Origin of the sequence: Psychroserpens sp. NJDZ02 (genome assembly GCF_004843725.1) — a bacterium.
In the GTDB taxonomy this organism is placed as follows: Bacteria; Bacteroidota; Bacteroidia; order Flavobacteriales; family Flavobacteriaceae; genus Olleya.
Map to the genome: position 1 here is coordinate 455,764 of NZ_CP039451.1, position 18,559 is coordinate 474,322.

Below are 18,559 nucleotides of genomic sequence, written 5' to 3' on the forward strand. Positions count from 1 at the left end.
AACACTTAAAATATTGGTAGTTTTTGAAGATGTTACTATCTTTAAGAGCTGAATACACATTAAACAAACTAAAACATTTATAAAATGTCAGAGCTAGATAACCTGCAAAATGCAGATGGAACGGAAGAAATTAACGCAAACGTACAACCTGAAACACCTCAAGAGTCGCCTTCTCCTACAGAAGACAATGATGAAGTGTTAAACGAAATTGAGGACTCTAATGCAGAAGATGCTGAAGATGAAGGCAATGTAGATCGTCATAATATTGAGGATAAAGATTACGAGTCACTTAACCTAGAACAATTGGTTATAGAGATTGAACGTTTAGTAAAGAATGAAAAAGTACAAGCCATAAAAAAGCATATTGATGCTATAAAAACTGAGTTTGACAAGCAATTTCAAGACTTGCTTGATGAGAAAAAAGAAGAGTTTTTAAGTTCTGGTGGTAATGAGATTGATTTTAGTTTCCAATCGCCTTTACAACGTAGTTTTAAAGATAGTTATAAAGATTACAAACAACGTTTGAATGGTCATTATAAAAATATAGAACAAAACCACAAACAAAATCTAACTAGTAGATTAGATATTATAGAAGGAATCAAAGCATTAACAGAAGATGCTGAAGACTCTATGAATACTAAATACAAAAAATTTAAAGAACTTCAAGACCAATGGAAAGTTGCAGGACCTATTCCGCGTGACAAATACAACAATGCTTGGAACAGCTACCATTTTAATGTAGAACGTTTTTACGATTTATTACATTTAGATAGAGATTTACGTGACAAGGATTTTGCACATAATTTAGAGTTAAAAACTAAGATTATTGAGCAAGCTGAAGCATTAGCTGACGATCAAAATACAAACAGAGCTTTTAGAGAACTTCAAAATTTACATAAAATTTGGAAAGAAGAACTTGGACCTGTCGCTAGAGAGCACAGAGAGCCAATCTGGGATCGCTTTAAAGAAGCAACCAAAAAGATAAATGCGAAACGTCAAGACTACTTCAAAAATCTAGACACTATTTACGAGCAAAACTTATTAAATAAGCAAGCTATTATTACGCTTATCAAAGAAAAGTCTAATGAGACCATCAGTAATCATAGTGGATGGCAAAATAAGATTAAGGACATTGAAGCGCTTAGAGAAGAATTTTTCAAAGCAGGAAAAGTACCTGTAAAAGTTAACGAAGCAACATGGGCTGCTTTTAAAGAAGCCGTTAGAGGGTTTAATAGACAAAAAAATGATTTCTATAAAAATCTAAAAAAAGACCAATACGACAACTTAGAGAAAAAGCAAGCGTTAGTTAAAATTGCTGAAGACAATAAAAACAGTGACGATTTTGAAGCGACCACCCAATTAATGAAAAAAATTCAAGGGGATTGGAAGCGTATTGGACATGTCCCTAGAAAAGACAGTGACAAAATATGGAAACAATTTAAAAGTGCGTGTAACCATTACTTTGATCGTATTAAAGAACAACGTAATGCTGCTAGCGCCGAGGAAGAAGAAGCCTTTACTACTAAAGAAACATTACTTGCAGAAATTAAAAGCTTAAAACTAGCAGGAGAGAAAAAAGAAGACCTTGCGACCATTAAAGAACATATCAACAAATGGAAAGCTGTTGGTCGCGTACCACGCAATAAACGTCAAATTGAAAATGATTTTAACGATGCTTTAGATGGTGTTTTTAAATCTTTAGACTTAAACAGAACAGAATCTGAGTTAATTAAATTTGAAAACAAATTAGACCAATTAGCTTCTGGTGATGATTCTAGAGCAATTGATAGCGAGCGTTTTTATATTCAGAAAAAAGTAGATGACATAAAAGGCGAGATCATTCAATTAGAAAACAACTTACAGTTTTTCTCTAATGTAAAATCAGACAATCCTTTAGTTAAAGATGTACATAAAAATATTAAAAGACATAAGGACGATTTAGTATTATGGACTACTAAACTGAAAAAAATAAAAGGTTTATATTCTTAAAAGAATAATTATTTCACAAACCTGTTTAGCCCATTTTGTATGGATTAAACAGGTTTTTTTTATAAAAAAAATGAAACAACCATAGAATGGATAATATAGAACCACAAATTGCCGTAGCACAGAAAGACCTAAAATTATACTCTCATAGAGCAATAGGCGGGGCAACCTTTTTAGGAGGTCCATTAGCTGCTGGCTACATGATAGGAGAAAACTTCAAAACACTAAACCAACCTAAAAAAGGTCGTATAACTTTAATTTTAGGCATTGTAAGTACAGTTATTCTTTTTGTTGGAATACTATTGGTTCCTGAGGAGATTATGAATAAAATCCCCAACATAGTAATACCTGCTATTTACACCGCTATTATCTTAGGACTTGTAGAACATACGCAAGGTGAGGCATTGAAGAGCCATAAAGACAATGACCATATATTCTTTTCAGGATGGAGAGCTGCCGGAATTGGACTTATCTCTATATTAATTATTGGAATAGGCTTATTTGGATACATCTACTATGAAACTAGTAATCCTGTATATGATATTTACGACAACACTATAGAAATCTTTTCTAAAAATGAAACGGAAGCTCTAAAATTTTATGACAACATAGACTCAAAAGACACCCCTGCTTTAATTAAAGAATTAGATGATATAGTGATTCCTAAATGGAAAGAAAATATCGATATTATTGAAAAACTAAATACGTTAGACGGCTTACCTTCTGATTTAATAGAGCAAAACAAAGCCTTATTAGACTATTCAGAATTAAGACTTCAAAGCTTTATACTTATTAGAAAAACAATATCTGAGGATACAGATAAATACGACAGCCAATTAAATCTTTTGAATACAAAAATTGATGCCGTCTTAAATATACTTAGTTAGATAAGTTAGATACTTAATGAATGATCTAAAATACACAAAAGGCAATATTATAGTCCCTTTAATTACATTTCTATTAATTACTGTGTCAATTGCACTGTCCTTTTTATCAACTATTGTAATTAATTACAAACATGTTATTGGCTTTATATTAGTATTAGCTTCTAATCTCGTATATCTTAAAAATAAGAAATGGTTTGTTTTAATGTTTCTGTCCAATTGTGTTTTAGCTCTAATAGATTTAATAGCACTTTTTTACATAAGTATCAAAATCACGGTATTCGGGTTAAATTTCAATCTCTTACCTTTAATCCTATTGTTAGCTTTTTTGTACACCAACAAAACACTTATAAACCAACTCTTTCCTGAAAAAAGTAATTAAACGAAACATTATAAAAAACCAAATCCCACCTCTGTAAAGAGGTAGGATTGTAGCTCCTAACTAAACTAACCAATTATTTCTGTTCGCTTACAAGAAATAATTATTTTAAATGACATCTAAAGTCATGTATGCTATTAACCAACTATAGTATCTTCAAAAGATTGTGTCATTTGTTTTATATACGACGCAATTATTGTTTTGGACTTTTTAGATTGAAAAAAATATCTTTTTTTATTCAAGCACTTTATTCCCTAATTACAATTGAGAGTACAACATCAATTTAAGATTCTGATTAACAATAATTTAAAATAAAACCCAACTAATAATAATTAAGTTTTAAATCCCTCAAAAAAAAACAAACTCTTTTCGGTTTTTCTCAAAAAAACGGAGTTATAAGTTCAATTAATAAGTGCAACTCGAATATTTGAAAATCACAGATTTTCTAATTACTGCTTTTTGGCCTCCTCCCAAAAAACTTAGTATGTGAAAATCACAGATTTTCCAATTACTGTTTTTTGGCCTCCTCCCAAAAAACTTAGTATGTGAAAATCACAGATTTTCCAATTATTGTATTTTGGCCTCCTCCCAAAAAACATCCATTTCACCCAAAGTCATGTCTTTTAAATCTTTATTAAGTTCTTTTGCTTTTTGCTCTAAATACTCAAAGCGTTTTTTAAACTTTTTATTGGTGCGTTCTAAAGCGTTTTCTGGGTTTATATTCAAAAACCTAGCGTAATTTACCATAGAGAACAATACATCTCCAAATTCGTCTTCCATTGCATCCGCATCGCCTTTCTCTACTTCAACTTTAAATTCGTTAAGCTCCTCCTCTACTTTTTCCCATACTTGCTCTGGTCGTTCCCAATCAAAACCTACACCTGCAACCTTTTCTTGTATTCTGCTTGCTTTAACCAAAGCTGGTAAACTATTAGGGACACCTTCTAAAACACTTGTTCTGCCTTCTTTTAATTTTAAATTTTCCCAATTACGTTTGACTTCGGCTTCATCTTTTACAGTAACATCTCCATAAATATGTGGATGTCTATGGATTAGTTTTTCGCAAATACCATTACAAACATCTGCAATGTCAAATGCCTTTTTCTCACTTCCTATTTTTGCATAAAAAACCATATGCAACATAAGATCTCCTATTTCTTTTTTAACTTCTTCTAAATCGTCTTCTAAAATAGCATCGCCTAACTCGTACGTTTCTTCAATAGTTAAATGACGTAACGTTTCCATGGTCTGTTTTTTATCCCAAGGACATTGCTCGCGCAACTCATCCATAATAGTCAATAAACGGTCAAATGCTTTTAATTGGTCTGCTCTAGAATTCATATAAAAAAAGGTTTTTGTAAAAGTACGTTGATTTGTTTCATCTTAAAAAACGATAAACAAAAAAATCCAGCAAAAGCTGGATTTTAATATCTATAAATAAAGTCAATTTATTCTTCTTCATCAGACGTTTCAGTCTTAGCTGTATCAAAGTCTAACATGTCATTTTTTTGTAACATATTATACCATTGTACTACTTTTTTAATATCACTTGGGTACACTCTATCCTCGTCATAATCTGGTAATACTTCAAAAAAGTACTCTTCCAATTTATCTTTAGAATCCTTGTGACTAATACTAGTCTGTGCTCCTTTTTCTTTGTCTTTAATTTTACTTAAGACGTCTTTTAATGGCACTTCTTCTGTTAAAGTATAAATTGCAATCTCACTTAAAATACTAACGTTTTGTTGTATTCCAACAGACATACGTCTATTATCAATTAAAGATTCAGCAATAAAGCCACCTCTTGTTTGAGTTACTAATTTATATAATCCAGGTTTACCTGCAATTGCTAATACTTTATCTAAAGCCATATAGTTTCTTGTTTTTAATTATCCTTTTATCTTTCACTTTGACGCTGCATAGTGTTCAAAAATTGGATGGCAAATATCTTATGTTAGTTTGGGTTTTCCAAACGTTTAACGTTTCTTTTTCATTAATGGAAATTTCATGCGGTAATCTACATTGATTTTTCCTTTAGAGATATTAGTCAATTTTCCTTTTATCAAACGCTTTTTTAAAGCCGATAAATGGTCTGTAAACAAAATCCCTTCGATATGATCATACTCATGCTGAAATACTCTTGCAGCCAAACCATCTAATGCCATAGTTTGCTTATTAAAGTCTTCATCAAAATATTCAATTTTAATCTTTGGTTGTCTAAAGACGTCCTCTCTAACATCAGGAATACTTAAACAACCTTCATTAAACGCCCATTCATCACCAGATTCTTCTAAAATAACTGGATTAATAAAGGTGTGTTTAAAATTTTTCAAAAACTCACTTTCTTCTTTACCTAAAACCTCTTCGTCATCTGCAAACGGAGTTGCATCCACAATAAACATACGGATGGACAATCCAATCTGAGGTGCAGCTAAACCAACACCAAACGACCCATACATGGTTTCGTACATGTTTGCTATTAGTTCTTTTAACTTCGGGTAATCCTTAGTAATGTCAGTCGCTTTTTTCTTTAAAACGGGATCGCCATAGGCGACAATTGGTAATATCATACTATTAATTATTGATTATAAAGGTAACTCTGTAAGATTATGGTTGCACTAACCTCATCTAAAAGCGCTTTATTTTGTCTTTGTTTTTTCTTTAATCCACTATCTATTAGTGTTTGCGTCGCCATTTTAGATGTAAAACGCTCGTCTACTCGTTTTATCGGAATCTTAGGAAATGCGTTTTCTAATTTAACCAAAAACGGAATAATCAATGCTTCACTTTCACTTGGCGTGTTATCCATTTGTTTTGGCTCTCCAACTAAAAACAATTCGACTTGTTCTTTACTTAAATAGTCCTTTAAAAATGTAATAAGCTCCTTTGTATTAACTGTAGTCAATCCAGAGGCAATAATCTGCATCTCATCAGTAACTGCTAATCCTGTTCTAACTTTTCCGAAATCAATTGCTAAAATGCGAGCCATATCAAATTTTGTGCAAATTTATAGTTTTATACTCTTAACACCTTAAATATTGTGCCATATTTTAATTTTTACGAATTATATTTGTCTTAAATTAAAATTGACATGACAGAATTACAAAAAACAATAGAGACTGCTTGGGATAACCGAGAGTTATTGACAGACGAAAAAACCATAGAAGCTATTAGAGAAGTGGTTAACCTTTTAGATTTAGGAAAATTACGAGTAGCAGAACCTACAACTGATGGTTGGCAGGTTAACGAATGGGTTAAAAAAGCGGTTGTTTTATATTTCCCTATTCAAAAAATGGAAACTTTAGAAGCTGGTATTTTTGAATATCATGATAAAATTCCACTAAAAAGAGGGTATAAAGAAAAAGGAATTAGAGTGGTACCAAATGCTGTTGCACGTCATGGTGCTTACATCTCTGCAGGTACAATTTTAATGCCTAGTTATGTAAATATTGGTGCCTATGTAGACGAAGGGACAATGGTTGACACTTGGGCTACCGTAGGTAGTTGTGCACAAATTGGTAAAAACGTACACTTATCTGGTGGTGTTGGTATTGGTGGTGTTTTAGAACCTTTACAAGCCGCTCCAGTTATTATAGAAGATGGTGCTTTTATTGGATCACGTTGTATCGTTGTAGAAGGTGTACATGTAGAAAAAGAAGCTGTTTTAGGTGCTAATGTGGTGTTAACCATGAGTACTAAAATTATAGATGTAACAGGTGATACTCCTGTTGAAATGAAAGGTCGTGTACCAGCAAGATCAGTAGTTATCCCTGGAAGTTATACTAAAACCTTTGCTGCTGGAGAATTTCAAGTCCCTTGTGCTTTAATTATTGGAAAACGTAAAGAAAGCACAAATAAGAAGACGTCTTTAAATGATGCTTTGAGAGAGTATGATGTTGCTGTTTAAAGTTTAAAAAGCAACACTTATTAATACAATAAAGCCTCTAAGTTTTAAATTTAGAGGCTTTTGTATTACTATTATTTTTTAAACTGCATCTTCCTTCCGCTACGTCTTAATTTTTTACTATTTATTTTTAATTGAAATGCTCTGCTATGCTTTAACATTAAGTCATACGTTTCTTGATAGGACGTATTGTAAAGTTGTGCATATGCCTCAGATAATGTCTTAACCATAGTTTTAGATAACCATAAGCGTCTAAAATTATGCATTCGATTATTAAAAGTCATTGGCTTAAAACGCATTCTGTTTAAATCAATTAAAAAGAAACTATAACCAGTATCATCCTTTGTTATTAAAGTATTACCCGGTGAATGATCTAAAAAATCGATATTATTGTCGTGTAATTTAAAAGTAAATGCTGCAAATTGTTGCAATATTTTAACGCGTTCCGGAAATTGCGGATTGTGTATTAACGCTCTAAACTCAAAATCATAATCGATATGTTTACTAATATAATAACTCGTTTTTAACCCAAAAACGGACGTGTTTTCTATGTAAGCTATTGGAAAAGGGGTTGATATATCGCAATCAATTAGCTTATTAGCATATTCAAAAGAACGTTTTGCCTTAGATGGACGTATATATTTATACACAAAACTATTAAAGGCATTTGGTATTTTAAAGGACTTCACATTTAGTTTTAATCCTTCAACCTCAAAAGACTTTATAACGTTACGTTGTCCAATGGTCACTGCTTCTCCAGAGGTTTCAAATTCTGAAATAAGAGTAACTAATATGGGTTCTAAGTGCTTATATTTTGGATGACAGTGTATGATAATATTTAATTTTAAGATTGTTCAAAGATATATCAAAGTAAATTTTAATAAAAGCCGATAAAATTATATTTTGCGCTATACCCTATTAAAAATAATTATTACTTATTAAAACAGACACTGAAATTAGTTCAGCATACATGAAAAAAATTCTTGTAATACAAAATAAACGTATTGGTGATGTGCTAATAGCTTCTACTATTGCTCAAAATATGAAATCGGTTTTTCCAGATAGTCAAATTGATTATTTAGTGTATGATTTTACTGTTGGTGTTATCGAGAACAATCCAAGTATTGATAATATTATTGCTATTAATGAAAAAGACTTAAAACAATTTCTAGTTATGAAGCGCTTAATTAAGCGTATTAAGAAAACTAATTATGACATTATTTTTGACCCCTACTCTAAACTACAAAGCAGACTGATTTGTTATTTTTCTGGAGCAAAAATGCGTATTGGTTTTCAGAAAAGAGGAAGAAACCCTTGGTTTAAATTCTATACACATACAGTGCCGTTATTAGAAGAAAAAACACATATAAGCGGCAAGGCTATTGAGGACAGAATTAATATGTTTAGTTCCTTTTTTCGTTTACCTGAAAACAAAATAGATTACGAACCACATATTTTTTTAACCGATAAAGAAAAACAATATAACAAGCTAGATAAGTACGATAAACCTGCCATTATGTTAGGTATTTTAGGAAGTACGCCTCAAAAATCTATGCCTTACGATTATATTGTTACCATAATTGACCACATCACGTCTTGTTATAATGTAAACGTGTTATTTAACTACGCCCCAAACCAAAAAGATGATGCTTTAAGTATTTATGAGCAATGTCAAAATAAAGACCATATTATCATTGATATTTACGAAGATACTATTAGAGGCTTTATAACCTTAATGAATAAATGCGAATTACTTGTTGGTAACGAAGGGGGTATCGTCCATATTTCAAAAGCACTGGACAAACCAACCTTTACTATATTTTCACCTTATGTTTTAAAAGAACATTGGGCTAGTTTTGAAGATGGCAAAAAACACACTTCCATTCACTTATTAGAAGAAAAACCTAATTTATTTGACGAATTTAGTGTAGAACAACGTCGTAAAATAGAAGAAAACCCATCAGAATTATATCAAATGCTGACACCGGAAATGATATTAAAAAAATTAACACCTTTTTTGGATCGACAGTTAAAAGCTTATAAAAACTAAGCGTCTAGCTTTTTTTTACGATTCCAAAATCAGTCCAAGCCTTTTTCTCGTTTTTAGTAATGTCCCTAATCGCTCTGTTTTTGGCAATCGAATCTTCATTTTTATACCCACGCTTATGGTCTAAGTGAATACAGATAACCGAATACCGGATTTGCTTACTTTTGACACCTAAATTCATTAAACGCTCACCAAGTTCACGATCTTGACCTCCGTACTGCATACGCTCGTCTAAACCATTAACCGCTACAATATCTTTTTTCCAACCCGAAGCATTGTGTCCATTCCAACTAGCATTAGTTGGTGTAACTGTATTTAAAATTGAAGATTTAAGTCCGGTAGCCGTCAATTTATTATTTTTAAAAGAGGCTTTTAAACCATTCTTTTTTAACCATTTTAACTTAAAACAATTGGCTTTATAAATATCCTCTTTGGTAATGGCTTTAGATATTGCCATTGGTAACATAAAATAACCTCCAGATAAAAAGTAACCTAATTCTCGTTCCTTAACATGGACTTCTACAAAATCTTGACGCGGAATACAATCACCATCTGACATTATAATATAATCTGATGTACATTGTAATATGGCTTTATTTAAAATCTCCGACTTTTGAAAGCCATTGTCTTCATGCCAAACATGTATAATAGGATAAAACACTTCTACCTTTATCGTTTCTATTAGATCTATGGTCTCTTGTCTGGAACCATCATCCGCTATTACAATTTCAAAATTACGATACGATTGGTTATTATAACCGTAAAGTACTTTTGCTAACCATTCAGGCGAATTATACGTGCTTATTATTATTGAAGTATCTATTTTCATTATGGCAACAAATATAAAGTTATTTTAGTAATTTTGGTTTCTATATGAATGCTATTACCGTAATTATACCCACATACAACGAGGAAGCCTACATTGCGCAAGCAATCCAATCGGTTGGCTTTGCTTCACAAATTATTGTCGTAGACTCTAATAGCAAAGATAACACAGTACAAATAGCTAAACAAATGGGCTGCGAAGTCTATTTAAGAGCGTTTGATAATTTTTCTAATCAGAAAAACCATGCCTTGCAATACGCAACGGGGGACTGGATTTTATTTGTTGATGCTGACGAGCGTATTCCCTTTGCTTTGCAACAAGAGATTTTTGCAGCGATAACTAGTAATAAACACGCTGGCTACAAGCTTAACTTCCCTCATTTTTATATGAATCGCTTTTTATATCATCATAGTGATAATGTCACGCGATTAGTAAAACGTAGCAATTGTAAGTTTGAAGGTTTAGTACATGAAAAACTGATTATTGAAGGGACTATCGGACAACTTAAAAGTCCGGTGCTGCATTTTACTTACAAAGGGTTACTTCATTATATCAGTAAAAAAGATAGCTATGCTTGGTTTCAGGCAGAACAAATGCTTAAAAAGGGTAAAAAAGCGACCTATTTTCACTTAGCTTTCAAACCGTTTTATCGTTTTTTTAGCAGCTACATTTTACGTCGTGGTTTTATGGATGGGATACCTGGTTTAACTGTTGCCAGCGTTAATGCGTATGGCGTATTTTCAAGATATGTCAAACTAATGTTATTACAGAAAGGTATTAGGTAATGTTAGAACAATTAAAATCTATATACTTTTTTATTGCAATAGCACAAATTATAATGGGATGCTATTTTGTTTTAATAGGCTTTAAAGTTATAAATCGATTTAAAAACAATCCAGAATTAGAACAAAAATGGTATCACAAATATCAAACAACGTTTAAATTAGGAGGCTTTTTATTAATCATCTTAGGCTGCTTATCATTTCCTTATTTTAATATAATCAAAACCAACTTTTTCCTTTTTTAAGCTTACGCTGAAACACTTTCATACTATCATCCCCTTTAATATCCAAACGTTGAATTTCGTAGTGATTTTTTAACGGAAATGCATTCACTCTATTCCCTATTCGTAAACCATAGATAATTTGATTATCCTTTAGACACTTAAAAAAAGCATGTTGTTCGGCTCCTGATTTAGGATACTTACCATAAGGATACGCTAAAGTATTATTTACATTTAATTTATTTTCGACTATAAAATCTTTACATAAATCAAAGTCGTTTTGAATAGCGTCAATAGACAACTGATCATAACGCTGATGTGCAAAACTATGCAAACCCAACTCGATAATATCAGCATCTAAAGATTGCAATTGCGGCACAGACATAATAGGAGAGATTCCAGCATCCCACGTGTTAACACCATTTACATATTTAAACGGAATATAAAAACAAGCCTTCAAATTATGTTTTATAAATAAAGGATATGCCAACTCCAATTGATTAACATACACATCATCAAATGTAATAATCACCGCTTTTTTAGGAAAGTCTTTAGCAGATTTAAAGCTTTGTAAATCTTTAAAATGCAAAGTCGTATAACCTTCAGATTTTAGATACAACAACTGTTCTTCTAGTATTTTGACATCAATAGTTAACCCTTTACTCTCAGTTGACTGAGTGGTTACACTGTGATACATTAAAATAGGTAATTTTGACACGATGTTTTAAATTGAATAGTCTGCATACAAATATATAACCCCTAATGGTTATATTTGGCAAAAATCTGACTTTCTATTACATGATAAGCGCTCTAGCTATTACATATAACGAAGCACACAATATAGAACGCTATATTAAAAGCTTGTCTTTTGCAGATGAAATTATCATTGTAGACTCTTTTAGTACGGATGCTACCGAAGCTATTGCCAAACAACATAATGTCACTTTTGTAAAACGAGTGTTTGACGATTTTTCTTCTCAAAAAAACTACGCTATTAGTTTAGCCAAACATGACTGGGTCACTTTTTTTGATTTGGACGAAGTGATACCAGAAGCGTTATCAAAAGAGCTAATGACTACGGTTGAGTCTACTCCTAAAGAGAAAGCCTTTCTAGTAAATCGCGATTACCATTTTATGGGTAAACGTATAAAATACAGTGGTTTTCAAACAGATATTGCCGTTAGGTTGTTTGATAAAAACTATTGTAAATATAATGGGAAATTAGTTCATGAAGCAATTAAAACCTCAGCTCCAATTAGAAAACTTAAACATCATCTGAAGCATCAAACGTATACAGATTTTGACAACTATAACCAAAAACTAACCCAATATAGTAAATTACAAGCTGAAGCTTTATTTAAGAAAAATGTGCGTCCAAATTTATATCATTTTCTATTTAGACCATGGTATCGATTTATGCACCAATATTTTTTTAGATTTGGTTTTTTGGACGGTAAAGAAGGGTTTATTATTTGTTACGTCCATGCGTTTTCAGTATTTAAGCGCTATATACAATTATGGACTATGTATCGTAATATAGAATAAATGAAGCACGTATTTTTAGAATCCCACAATATTAAAAACCAGTTTAACGGTTTTGGACAATTCAATTTCCACTTAATTAAAGGGTTATACCATGCAGATGTTGAAGATTTTAAAATGACGATACACGCTAAAGACACTAACGCGCTAAAAGATCAATTTGGTAACTATTTTGATTATAAAACATACCGCTCTATATCTAGAAAACCATTTTTTCGTATTCGTAAAAAATATGATGTTTGGCATTCTTTAAATCAAAATATAAAAATAGAACCTTATCATAAAATCCCTTATGTATTAACGGTACATGATGTAAATTTTATAAGTGAAGTTTCAAAAGATCTAAATCACGACACAAATAAACGTTTTACAGAGAAACTAAACAGGAGTTCTGCCATTACTTATATTTCTGAATTCGCAAAAGCATCTACACATCAATATTTTAACGTGCCTAAAGTTCCTGAATATGTAATTTATAATGGCAATCCAATTACTACTCTTTTGGACTTGAAAAATACTAAAATCAAACCAGTAACGGACAGACCATATTTATTTTTTATTGGCGGATTAACACAAAGAAAAAACGTACATACCTTGGTACAAATGTTAGAACATTTGCCTAATTATGATTTAATTTTAGCTGGTGATACATCGGATAGCTATGTAAATACAACCTTAGCACAAGCCATTTCAAAAACAAGAACCACTAATCGTGTTCACATGTTAGGAAAAATAAATACTGAACAAAAACAGTATTACCTACAGAATTGCAGTGCTTTTGTATTTCCATCATTACTTGAAGGTTTTGGAATCCCTCCGATTGAAGCCATGCGCTTTGGTAAACCTGTCTTTTTATCTAATCTAACCTCACTCCCAGAAATTGGAGGAGACCAAGCTTTTTATTGGGCTAATTTTGATCCTAAAGCAATGTCCGAGGTTTTTATTAAAGGAATGACTTCTTTCGAATCCAATAAAACAAACTACAGTAAAGCTTCTATAAAACGTGCCTTAAGCTTTGATTGGAATACCTCTGCCCAACAGTACGCTGATGTTTATCGAAGTTTACTCTAAATTAAAGATAGGTTTTACCCAATTATCAATTCTGTATTTATCCAAAATAGCCTCATCAACTGGTTGATACGGTGTATTTACAAAATCCTCTGGAATTTCAATGTAATTTTCATCAATGACCAAAATATTCTGCGGATTATAAAAATCGTAATTAACAATATCCTTATTAGTTGTAATCAATTTTTTATTATGCCCTAAAGCTTCAAAAATTCTAAAAGACAAACCTATTTGGTCATTTCGCTGAATTTCGATAATGATTTTAGAATGCTTCATTAAATCATTAATCTCAGAAACGCTTTTTATTTGATTAATAATTTCAAGGTACTCCGATTTCTCTATTGATTCATCTGGATGATGCACTAAGATTTTTGAAGACCATCCTTTATCATTTATGTATTTAGCTAATTTGTCTAAACTTTTAAATCTAAAATCATAAGATGATATGTTAAAGAATATATACTCATGCTGTGTAATATTACTTTCTTGATATATATAATTTGTTAAAAAATCAAACCCATGAACCTCTATATCCTCTTTATCATAGCTATATACTTTATCAAAATATGGTAATATATCGCCTTTTCTAGAAAAACGAGTGATGCTATCGTAATAAAAAGCTATGTTATGTTTAGCACTTGACTTAAGCACAGCTAAGGTTTTATTTTTAAGTAAATCTGGACGTATCGTAAATATAAAGTCCTGACCCCCTAAAGCTTTTATACTATCCTTTACTATATCATCTTGATACTTCTTTTTTAAATTCACACCAAAAAAGATCTTCAACAAAAAGTTTTTAATCTTATGTGCTTTATTCTTATATTTAAAAGTAGATCTATCTATATAAAATATATTAACCTCTACCTGTTCTATTTTTTTTAAGGAATCATATATATATTTTGTGTATCCAAAGGCTGGAGGACCAATAATTGTAATTTTCATTTTCATTTTAAATTGTCTTATAGCTAATATGATGTCGTTTCTATAACTTTTCTTAACAGAATTTTATTGAAGATCTACGTTCCAAATTTTCAATAAAATCATACTTAAATCATTGATTACAAAAGAAACGGTATATCCAATTGATTTATCTTTAAAAAATAGTACCAAGTAAATAATTACTGATTATCTTTTTAAAGAAAAAAAGCGTTTTAATTTTATTTTAATGATACTCGATTTATAATTTAGACTATGAGGCATCGTATAAAACCATGGATTCCCCTCTCTTACATCTCCATCTATTAACGATAAATCCTCAAAATTTAATTTCCACTTTACATAGTCAAAACTTAACTGGTCTCTCTTACTTTGTGTTTTCACAATCTGCCACCAATTTTCCATAAGTTCTACAACATTAGATTTAAAATGCTTACGAATTAATATTGGCGCAGTAATTAAACCATTATTTTCAGGGTATCCTTCCGATTTAAACTGCTCAATCTGTTTTGTCATAACCTCAGGAATATCCTTAAACTGCTTAAGTTGTTCGGCTATTTTCATAAGTTCATCATACTCGTCATAAATACAATATCTTGGATCCACAGCATTCTGACCATGATCAAAACAAGCCATGGCAGCCTTACTCATTTTATCCTCAATTAATGAGGAAAAATCTTTTAAGATTAAAATATTACCATCAATATAAACACTAATATCACAATTTTTATTCAAATGTTTATGAGGTAATATTTTATAGTATCTATTACTCCTTGTATTATCATCTTTTACTGGTTTTTCAACTTGAACAATTTTCCAACTTTTAGATTTATAATCTGTCCTATCAGTATAACAAATATATTCTACATTTTCTAGCTTTGGTTGCTCTATAAGAGCACTGTAATCACCAAAAATTGCTGTATAAACTATAATTTTTTTTTTCATTTTAATTATTTATCAAAAACAAAGTTAACCGACAAAAAACAATCATTTTATAAACAAAAAATTAATTAAATGCCTTTTTTTTCTCTATTGCAAATAACTACTTATTTTATAAAAACACATATAAAATTCATATTATTTTCAAATTACCAATATACACTCTTACCATAAGAATATCTCAATTTTATGTTCTAGAAGCAAAAGAGTTTTATAAGTTTGCACCATGAGAGATATTTCTGTTATTATAATAAACTATAACACCTCTAAATACACCGTTAAGTGTATTTCATCCGTTATAGAACATACCAACCCGATGATTTCTTTCGAAATTATTGTTGTGGATAACAATTCTAATATTGATGATTACAATTATTTAAAAAACAACTTACCCAACAGCACTAATATTACTTTGCACAGAAGTAATGTAAATACTGGTTTTGGTGGTGGGAATATGTTTGGAGCGCAGTTTGCAAATGCAAACTACTTATTGTTTTTAAATAATGATGCCTTCTTAATGAATGATTGTTTATCTATCATTTCAAATTACATGGATGCTCATCCAGAAGTAGGCGTTAGTACAGCACAAAATTATGATAAAGACAACAACCATATCATTTCTTTTGGTCATAACAAAGGAATTAGAAGGTTGCTTCTAGGGCGAAGTTTTCTTGAAAAAAAAGACCCCAAACAATTCCCTAGACGTAAAAAGAAATACAAAAACCCAGTATCCGTTAATTTTATAAACGGAGCCTTTATGTTTTTTCGATCAGAAGTCTTCTCTAAAGTTGGTGGTTTTGATACTAATATCTTTTTATATTTTGAAGAAATGGATATTTGCTATAGAATAAAAAAAAACAACTATAGTAGCGTTTTAGTGCCTGAAGCAAAAATCACCCACTGCCAAGGTGCTAGTACCGGTGTTTCTAAAACAATAAGTAAAGAAGGGTTTATTTCATACCTGTATGTCATAAAAAAAAATTACTCCTATTTTAAATACACGTTTATAAGATTGTACTACTGTCTTACTTTTATTACAAAACCAAAAAAATGGTTTTTGCTATCGTTAGCTTTTACAGGAGCTCCTTTATCAAAATCTTTAAAACAAAAACAAACTATAAACTTTATAGACAATGAGGGATCAAATTGAAAAAGCAATAGAAATACTTAAACAAGGTGGACTTATATTATAGTATATTACAGATCCCTTTTAGGCAAAGTGCTTATAATTCTGATGAAAAAACTAAAACTATACCGTGTTTATTCAACCTTAACAAACTTAAAATGGGATTAAAATGTAAAAACCGAGATCTAAGTCAATAAATCTCGGCTTCTGAACACCTTAAAGAAGTTTTATTTTTGGAAAATTAAAAAGCATAAAACGCAACTCCTTCAGAAACATAACCAGAATAATTACTCACATTTTTTGTGTAAAAATGATCTCCAGAATTAGGATTAAAATACCTGTAAATTGGAACTGTACCATTAGCTTGATTTAGATAAGCATAAAACTCTATACCTTCCGAAGTATATCCATAAGGCGCACCACTATTTTTCGAATAAAAATGATCACCACTTCCTGGATTATAATACCTATAAATAGGAACTGAAGAAGGCGTTCTATAAGTATATGCAGAAAAAGCAACCCCTTCATAGCCCCAGCCAGTATATGAACCATCATTCTGAGTATAAAAATGGTCTCCTGAATTAGCATTAAAATATCTATGAATTGGCTTTTCAATATATTCTAAATTAACCTGATTATCTATTAAATATTGATCAACATAATTCTGTAATTGTTGTTTTTTTATTGGATCAGTTACAAATTCATAGATTAGTTTCGCTCCATTATAACCAAAATCTACTAATACTGCGTTTTCTGCCGTATTACTATTTTGCCAATTTGAAAAATTAACTGTAGTGTTTTGTTGTTCTAGGTTTACATCGTCATTCAACAATGCTACTGCAGGATCTCCTCCTCTTGTTTTATATGATAATTTTCTATTATAATTTGATAAACTATCAGATGTAGCAACATCATTTTGGATATCAATATCAAAAATATCTTTTACAGCGCTTTTAAGTCCTACTCTTGACGCAAAAGTCCTATTTTCTTCTGTAGTTTCAGACTGAAACTTGATTTCTAATGCACCACCAGTGTATATATCAGCTAAAACATGCGTTCCATAAAATTCTACAATTTGAGCAGGACTTAATAGCTCTAAATCTGATTCAAAATCGGGTGTTAAATAATTTTTAAGAGTTTCAGGTGTTGAGTTAAATCTAAATCTTCTTTGTTTCAATTCTAAATTATAACTAGCATAAATATATTTACCATCAAAGGTATAAGAATTAGTTGTTGAATTAGAGAAAGATGATTCTAATGTTTTACCAAAAACAGGTATAGAAAAACCTAAGTCAACCTTTGTGGTTACCATTTCACTATACGCCTTAGCATTTTCACCATATTCCTCGATATATTGTTGACTTGAAGGATACTCAATAACAACTCTTGTCGGATAATCAATAATAAATGCATCAATATCTATAACTTGAAATTCTGCAGAACTGGTATTCGCGTATTCACCTGTAACGTTATAACCAGCTCCTAAATAATTATAGGTTGGTGGCGGGAAATTATTATTATTATTATTAACTATTAACCCAAATAAATTGTCTTTAATCTTTAAAACGTTAATTCTATCATTAATTTGAGTATTTCTGTCTGCGGCATCTTCTATTAACGTAACTTCCTCTGAACTACAAGAATTAATAATTGTGAGTAATACTAAAGCTATTAAAATTTTAATTTTTTTCATTGTTTCATTGTTTCATTGTTGATAATTTTTTCATCATTGTTTTAAACCTTTTTAAGGCTTCAGTTTAATTTAAGGGATGACTAACTGTCTATAGAAGGTGAGTCTAGAAATTTATTTTACCAGCTTATTATTTAACTATTTAAACATATGTTCAGTTAATGCTTCAAATGTTACCCTTGAGTATCAAAAGAATTAAATATAAAATACAATCTGTTATTTAATACAC

At 30.8% G+C, this 18,559-nt stretch carries 19 protein-coding genes; 9 read left to right on the forward strand and 10 right to left on the reverse strand.

What is annotated here, in order from left to right; all coding sequences use genetic code 11:
• The first annotated feature begins 84 nt into the window (after positions 1-84).
• Both E9099_RS02120 and E9099_RS02125 read left to right on the forward strand, forming a co-directional pair.
• On the forward strand, positions 85-1,989 hold the full coding sequence (locus E9099_RS02120; RefSeq protein ID WP_136582092.1) for a DUF349 domain-containing protein: 1,905 nt from the start codon (positions 85-87) through the stop codon (positions 1,987-1,989).
• Positions 1,990-2,075: 86 nt separating this feature from the next.
• A complete protein-coding gene (locus E9099_RS02125) occupies positions 2,076-2,873 on the forward strand; it encodes a hypothetical protein (protein ID WP_136582093.1) in 798 nt (265 codons plus the stop codon).
• Between the two features lie 943 nt (positions 2,874-3,816).
• On the opposite strand, the gene mazG is transcribed toward E9099_RS02125, so the two are convergent.
• The 4 genes from mazG to ruvX all read right to left on the reverse strand — a co-directional run bounded on the left by mazG (position 3,817) and on the right by ruvX (position 6,238).
• Complete coding sequence (gene mazG, locus E9099_RS02130; RefSeq protein ID WP_136582094.1) at positions 3,817-4,590, reverse strand: nucleoside triphosphate pyrophosphohydrolase; 774 nt, start codon at positions 4,588-4,590, stop codon at positions 3,817-3,819.
• Positions 4,591-4,697: 107 nt separating this feature from the next.
• On the reverse strand, positions 4,698-5,120 hold the full coding sequence (locus E9099_RS02135; RefSeq protein WP_101017609.1) for a DUF5606 domain-containing protein: 423 nt from the start codon (positions 5,118-5,120) through the stop codon (positions 4,698-4,700).
• A 105-nt stretch (positions 5,121-5,225) separates the two neighbouring features.
• Positions 5,226-5,819 (reverse strand): peptide deformylase, encoded by a 594-nt coding sequence (def, locus tag E9099_RS02140; RefSeq protein ID WP_136582095.1) that lies wholly within the window; start codon positions 5,817-5,819, stop codon positions 5,226-5,228.
• Positions 5,820-5,827: 8 nt separating this feature from the next.
• Positions 5,828-6,238 (reverse strand): Holliday junction resolvase RuvX, encoded by a 411-nt coding sequence (gene ruvX / locus E9099_RS02145; protein ID WP_101017605.1) that lies wholly within the window; start codon positions 6,236-6,238, stop codon positions 5,828-5,830.
• 102 nt (positions 6,239-6,340) lie between these two features.
• Here ruvX and E9099_RS02150 point away from each other — a divergent pair, with 102 nt between their 5' ends.
• Positions 6,341-7,156, forward strand: a complete 816-nt coding sequence (locus E9099_RS02150) for a 2,3,4,5-tetrahydropyridine-2,6-dicarboxylate N-succinyltransferase (protein ID WP_136582096.1) — start codon at positions 6,341-6,343, stop codon at positions 7,154-7,156.
• 71 nt (positions 7,157-7,227) lie between these two features.
• Here E9099_RS02150 and E9099_RS02155 read toward each other — a convergent pair whose 3' ends face one another.
• Positions 7,228-7,902: a lipopolysaccharide kinase InaA family protein gene (locus tag E9099_RS02155; RefSeq protein ID WP_240788941.1), complete on the reverse strand. Its 675-nt coding sequence runs from the start codon at positions 7,900-7,902 to the stop codon at positions 7,228-7,230.
• A gap of 221 nt (positions 7,903-8,123) precedes the next feature.
• Between E9099_RS02155 and E9099_RS02160 the strand changes: the two genes are divergently transcribed.
• Complete coding sequence (locus tag E9099_RS02160) at positions 8,124-9,203, forward strand: glycosyltransferase family 9 protein (protein WP_136582097.1); 1,080 nt, start codon at positions 8,124-8,126, stop codon at positions 9,201-9,203.
• Positions 9,204-9,207: 4 nt separating this feature from the next.
• Here the strand turns inward: E9099_RS02160 and E9099_RS02165 are convergent, their stop codons facing one another.
• Positions 9,208-10,029, reverse strand: a complete 822-nt coding sequence (locus E9099_RS02165) for a glycosyltransferase family 2 protein (protein ID WP_136582098.1) — start codon at positions 10,027-10,029, stop codon at positions 9,208-9,210.
• Positions 10,030-10,073: 44 nt separating this feature from the next.
• Between E9099_RS02165 and E9099_RS02170 the strand changes: the two genes are divergently transcribed.
• Together E9099_RS02170 and E9099_RS02175 are read left to right on the forward strand one after the other, a co-directional pair.
• Complete coding sequence (locus E9099_RS02170) at positions 10,074-10,811, forward strand: glycosyltransferase family 2 protein (protein WP_136582099.1); 738 nt, start codon at positions 10,074-10,076, stop codon at positions 10,809-10,811.
• Positions 10,811-11,053, forward strand: coding sequence for a hypothetical protein (locus tag E9099_RS02175; protein WP_136582100.1), 243 nt, complete (start codon positions 10,811-10,813; stop codon positions 11,051-11,053). The genes E9099_RS02170 and E9099_RS02175 overlap by 1 nt, the downstream gene beginning before the upstream one ends.
• Here the strand turns inward: E9099_RS02175 and E9099_RS02180 are convergent.
• Complete coding sequence (locus E9099_RS02180) at positions 11,028-11,726, reverse strand: polysaccharide deacetylase family protein (protein WP_136582101.1); 699 nt, start codon at positions 11,724-11,726, stop codon at positions 11,028-11,030. The two genes, E9099_RS02175 and E9099_RS02180, sit on opposite strands and share 26 nt — an antisense overlap.
• Before the next feature lie 101 nt (positions 11,727-11,827).
• On the opposite strand from E9099_RS02180, the gene E9099_RS02185 reads away from it, so the two are divergent.
• Both E9099_RS02185 and E9099_RS02190 read left to right on the forward strand, forming a co-directional pair.
• Positions 11,828-12,574, forward strand: a complete 747-nt coding sequence (locus E9099_RS02185; RefSeq protein ID WP_136582102.1) for a glycosyltransferase family 2 protein — start codon at positions 11,828-11,830, stop codon at positions 12,572-12,574.
• On the forward strand, positions 12,575-13,642 hold the full coding sequence (locus E9099_RS02190) for a glycosyltransferase family 4 protein (RefSeq protein WP_136582103.1): 1,068 nt from the start codon (positions 12,575-12,577) through the stop codon (positions 13,640-13,642).
• Here the strand turns inward: E9099_RS02190 and E9099_RS02195 are convergent.
• Both E9099_RS02195 and E9099_RS02200 read right to left on the reverse strand, forming a co-directional pair.
• The gene (locus tag E9099_RS02195; protein WP_168800702.1) at positions 13,634-14,587 is read right to left on the reverse strand and encodes a hypothetical protein; all 954 of its coding nucleotides are present in this window, start codon (positions 14,585-14,587) and stop codon (positions 13,634-13,636) included. The genes E9099_RS02190 and E9099_RS02195 overlap by 9 nt on opposite strands.
• A gap of 177 nt (positions 14,588-14,764) precedes the next feature.
• Positions 14,765-15,520 carry a glycosyltransferase domain-containing protein gene (locus E9099_RS02200; protein WP_136582105.1) on the reverse strand — a complete coding sequence of 252 codons (756 nt, stop codon included), beginning with the start codon at positions 15,518-15,520 and terminating at the stop codon, positions 14,765-14,767.
• Positions 15,521-15,740: 220 nt separating this feature from the next.
• On the opposite strand from E9099_RS02200, the gene E9099_RS02205 reads away from it, so the two are divergent.
• Positions 15,741-16,664 carry a glycosyltransferase family 2 protein gene (locus tag E9099_RS02205; protein ID WP_136582106.1) on the forward strand — a complete coding sequence of 308 codons (924 nt, stop codon included), beginning with the start codon at positions 15,741-15,743 and terminating at the stop codon, positions 16,662-16,664.
• Positions 16,665-16,881: 217 nt separating this feature from the next.
• Here the strand turns inward: E9099_RS02205 and E9099_RS02210 are convergent, their stop codons facing one another.
• A complete protein-coding gene (locus E9099_RS02210; RefSeq protein ID WP_136582107.1) occupies positions 16,882-18,333 on the reverse strand; it encodes an MAC/perforin domain-containing protein in 1,452 nt (483 codons plus the stop codon).
• Between the last annotated feature and the right edge of the window lie 226 nt (positions 18,334-18,559).